The organism is Micromonospora sp. NPDC002411 (genome assembly GCF_053592955.1).
The window spans coordinates 1-4114 of the sequence record NZ_JBSFBM010000466.1; the positions used below are offsets into that span (position 1 = coordinate 1).

Annotated in this window: 4 protein-coding genes; all 4 read left to right on the forward strand. The window is 71.7% G+C overall.

Features of this window, described 5'->3' with window-relative positions; translation table 11 throughout:
- Nucleotides 1-548: succinate dehydrogenase/fumarate reductase iron-sulfur subunit (locus ACWCO3_RS32265; RefSeq protein WP_450013686.1), on the forward strand; the 548-nt coding region annotated here is incomplete at its 5' end.
- 240 nt (nucleotides 549-788) lie between these two features.
- Nucleotides 789-1973 (forward strand): zinc-dependent alcohol dehydrogenase, encoded by a 1185-nt coding sequence (locus ACWCO3_RS32270; RefSeq protein ID WP_145784184.1) that lies wholly within the window; start codon nucleotides 789-791, stop codon nucleotides 1971-1973.
- A 16-nt stretch (nucleotides 1974-1989) separates the two neighbouring features.
- A complete protein-coding gene (locus ACWCO3_RS32275) occupies nucleotides 1990-2919 on the forward strand; it encodes an SDR family NAD(P)-dependent oxidoreductase (protein WP_450013688.1) in 930 nt (309 codons plus the stop codon).
- Nucleotides 2920-3032: 113 nt separating this feature from the next.
- Nucleotides 3033-4114, forward strand: a 1082-nt coding sequence (locus ACWCO3_RS32280; protein WP_450013690.1) for a serine hydrolase, incomplete at its 3' end; no start/stop codon positions are given.

Genomic DNA, 4114 nt, shown 5'->3' on the forward strand with positions numbered 1-4114 from the left:
CGCACGCGCCGCAGCGCGGCACCACGGCGTGCCAGCTGCACATGCGCCAGTTCAAGGACGGCGAGACGATCGACATCGAGCCGTGGCGGGCCAGCGCCTTCCCGGTCGTCAAGGACCTGGTCGTCAACCGCAGCGCCTTCGACAAGATCATCGCGGCGGGCGGTTACGTCACCGCGCCGACCGGCAGCGCCCCCGAGGCCCACTCCACCCCGGTGGCCAAGGCCAACGCCGACGCCGCCTTCGAGTCGGCCGCCTGCATCGGCTGCGGCGCCTGCGTGGCGGCCTGCCCGAACGGCTCCGGCATGCTCTTCACCGCCGCCAAGCTCACCCAACTCTCGCTGCTGCCGCAGGGCCAGCCGGAGCGGTACACCCGGGTGATCGGCATGGTCGACGCGCACGACGAGGCCGGCTTCGGCGGCTGCACCAACGCGGGTGAGTGCACCCCGGCCTGCCCGAAGGGCATCCCGCTCAACACCATCGGCCGGCTCAACCGCGACTACCTCACGGCCACCGCCAAGGGCGGAGCCGACAACACCCCCGGCTCCTGAGCCTCACCAGACCGCCGTATCCCGGGCCTCTTCCGGGGTACGGCGGTCTGCTGTTCGGCCCTCGCGGGGACGGCGTCGTCCTGATCGACTCCACCTCGCCGACCTGGGGGTGTCCGGCGGCGGTGATGCCGCCACATCGGCGACCTGGAGTCGATCACGCAGACAGCCCTCGCAGTCCGGTTCAAGCGCTCGACGCCGGGTAGCAATCCCTTGACACGGCGGTGAGAGGGGACGAGGGACATGAAGGCACTGACCTGGCAGGGCAAGCGGGACGTACGGGTCGAGGAGGTGCCGGACCCTCGGATCGAGGCACCGACCGACGCCATCGTGAAGATCACCTCGACGGCGATCTGCGGCTCCGACCTGCATCTGTACGAGGTTCTCGGGCCGTACCTGAAGCCTGGTGACGTGCTGGGCCACGAGCCCATGGGCATCGTCGAGGAGGTCGGGTCGGAGGTGACCGGGCTCAAGCCGGGCGACCGGGTGGTGGTGCCGTTCAACATCGCCTGCGGGAGGTGCTGGATGTGCGAACGCCAGCTCTACGCCCAGTGCGAGACCACCCAGGTGACCAGCGAGGGCAAGGGCGCGGCCCTGTTCGGCTACACGTCGCTCTACGGTTCGGTGCCGGGCGGGCAGGCCGAGTACCTGCGCGTGCCGCAGGCCCAGTTCGGGCCGATCAAGGTTCCGGAGACCGGCGCGGACGAGCGCTACCTTTACCTGTCCGACATCCTGCCGACCGCGTGGCAGGCGGTGAAGTACGCGGACACCCCGCCCGGAGGCACCCTGGCCGTCTTCGGGCTCGGCCCGGTGGGGCAGTTCTGCGCACGGATCGGTCGTCATCTCGGCGCCGGCCGGGTGATCGGGTTGGACCTGGTGCCGGAGCGGTTGGAGTTGGCTCGTCGGCACGGCATCGAGGTGCTGGACGTCCGCGAGTTGTCCGACGTGGCGGGCGCGCTGATCGACCTGGTGGACGGGCGGGGCCCGGACGCGGTGATCGACGCGGTCGGGATGGAGGCGCACGGTTCGCCGGTGGGCAAGCTGGCCCACGCCGCCGTCGGACTGCTGCCCGACAAGGTGGCCCGGACGATGACCGACCGGGCGGGCATGGACCGGTTGTCCGTCCTGCACGCCGCGGTCAAGGGGGTTCGGCGCGGTGGCACCGTGTCGGTCTCCGGGGTGTACGGCGGCGAGGCGGACCCGATGCCGCTGATGGAGATGTTCGACCGGGGTGTCCAACTGCGGATGGGGCAGTGCCACGTGCGCCGGTGGACCGACGAGATCCTGCCGCTGCTGGCCCGCGACGACGACCCACTGGGCGTCGAGGACCTGCGGACCCATCGGGTGCCGCTGTCCCGGGCGCCGCAGGCGTACGAGATGTTCCAGAAGAAGGAGGACGGCTGCATCAAGGTTGTGCTCGAACCGTGAGCGCGAGGAGTGAGCCGTGAGCCGGGTGGTGGTGGTCGTCGGCGCGACCAGCGGGATCGGCCGGGCGACGGCCCGGGCGTTCGCCGAGCGCGGCGACCGTCTCGTCCTGGCCGCCCGCGCCAGCACGACCCTGGCCGAGGTACGCGGGGAGTGCGCCGCCGTCGACGTGCTGACCGTGCCGACCGACGTCACCGAGCCGGGCGCGTTGGACGCGCTCGTGGACGCGGCACTGGAACGGTTCGGTCGCGTCGACGTGTGGGTGCACACGGCTGCGGTGATGGCCTACGGGCGTTTCGACGAGCTGCCCGGGCGGGTCTTCGATCAGGTGGTACGCACCGACCTGCTCGGCACCGCCGAGTCGGTGCGGGTGGCGCTGCGGCACTTCCGGGCGGCCGGGGCCGGGACGGTGATCCTCACCGGCTCGTTGCTCGGGCACATCACCGCGCCGTACATGAGCGCGTACGTGGCCAGCAAGTGGGGCATCCAGGGCCTGGTCCGGACGGTGCAGCAGGAGCTGCGCGACAGTCCGGAGATCCGACTGTGTCTGGTCAACCCGGGCAGCGTGGACACTCCCGTGTACCAGCAGGCGGCCAACTATCTGGGGCGGGTCGGACGACCTCCGCCGCCGGTCACCAGCCCGCAGCGGGTGGCCCGGGCCATCGTGGACTGTGTGGACCGGCCCCGCCGGGAGGTCTCGGTGGGCCGACTCAACGTGGTGCTGCGGGCCGGCTTCACCGTCCTGCCGGGGGTCTACGACGTCCTCGTCGGGCCGTTGATGCGGGCGGCGGGCCTGAGTGGACGGCCGGTCGCCGCGCACGACGGCTCGGTCTTCGCGCCGAATGCGGCCGGCGAGGCGGTCCGCGGCGGTCACCTGCCTGACCTGCGGCAGCTCGCCCGCCACGTGCCCGGTCCGGTCGGCGCCGTGCTGCGCCGACGGTTCGGCTGACCTGTTCGGGACTGTTCGGGACTGCGTTCGGGGGCATCGTGCATCGATCAACTCGCCTAGGGTGGTGGGCCAGCAAGCGCTCTGGCACACCACGATCGGGGAGACGATTGACAATGCGACTGAACCGTAGGACGGCACTCGGGTTGGGCACTGTGGCCACCGCGGGCACGGTGCTGGGCGCTGCCGCCCCGGCGAGCGCCGCCGAGACCACCGAGGCCGCACCGACAACCCCCGCTCGGGCCGCCCTTCGGGTCGCCTCCGTCTTCACCAAGCACAGCATCGAGGCCGGTGGAAACTGGCAGGCGTACGTCAGCGTCGCCGACCCTGCCGGTACGCCGGTGGTCGCGGTGGAGGCTGACGCGGACCGGCGGATCGAGGCGTACAGCGTCAACAAGATCGCTGTCGCCACGGCGGTGCTGGACAAGGTCGACCGAGGGCTGCTCACCCTGGACCAGCAGGTCGAGGTGAGCGCGGCGATCGTCGTGCCGGGCGGTGACGGCATCTTCAGTCTGGACGGCGCGTACCCCAGCCTGGTCACCCTCGGGCACGTGCTGGCCAACCTGCTGACCGTCTCGGACGACACGGCGGTACGGCTGTGCGGTCTGGTCGCCCCGGCCGCCGAGATCAACTCCATCCTGGTCGCCAAGGGTTTCCCGAACACCCAGGTCCAGCCGGTGGCCAACCCGAACCGGTTCTTCCTCGGCACCAGCACCCCTCGTGAGACGCACGACCTGCTGCGGGCCCTGGTCGCCGGCACGCTGCTCTCTCCCGCCTCGACCACGTACCTGTTGGGGCTGTTGCGGTCCCCGGTGGCGTTCACCGACGGCATCCGGCGCACCATGTCGTCGGACGACCGGGCGCGGATCGCCACGAAGGCCGGCTGGTTCGCCGACGCCCGGCACGAGGCCGGAGTGATCTTCGATCGTTCCGGGGCGGCGGTGCTCACCTACGCGCTCTTCGCCGACGGGCAGGCCAACCCGGAGGACTTCGGCGCCACCCACCCGGCGGTGCAGGCCCGGGCCGCCATGGGCCCGAAGTTCCTGGCCGCGGTCGACCGGATCGCGGGCGTGGGCAAGACGTTCCGGATCACCGCCCGGCGCCCCAGCAACGTCGGACTGCTCGGCCAGCGCTGCCGGAGCCTCGTTCGGGGGCGTCGTGTCGCCCTCCGGCAGAGCGGGCGGCTGGTCCGGCGACT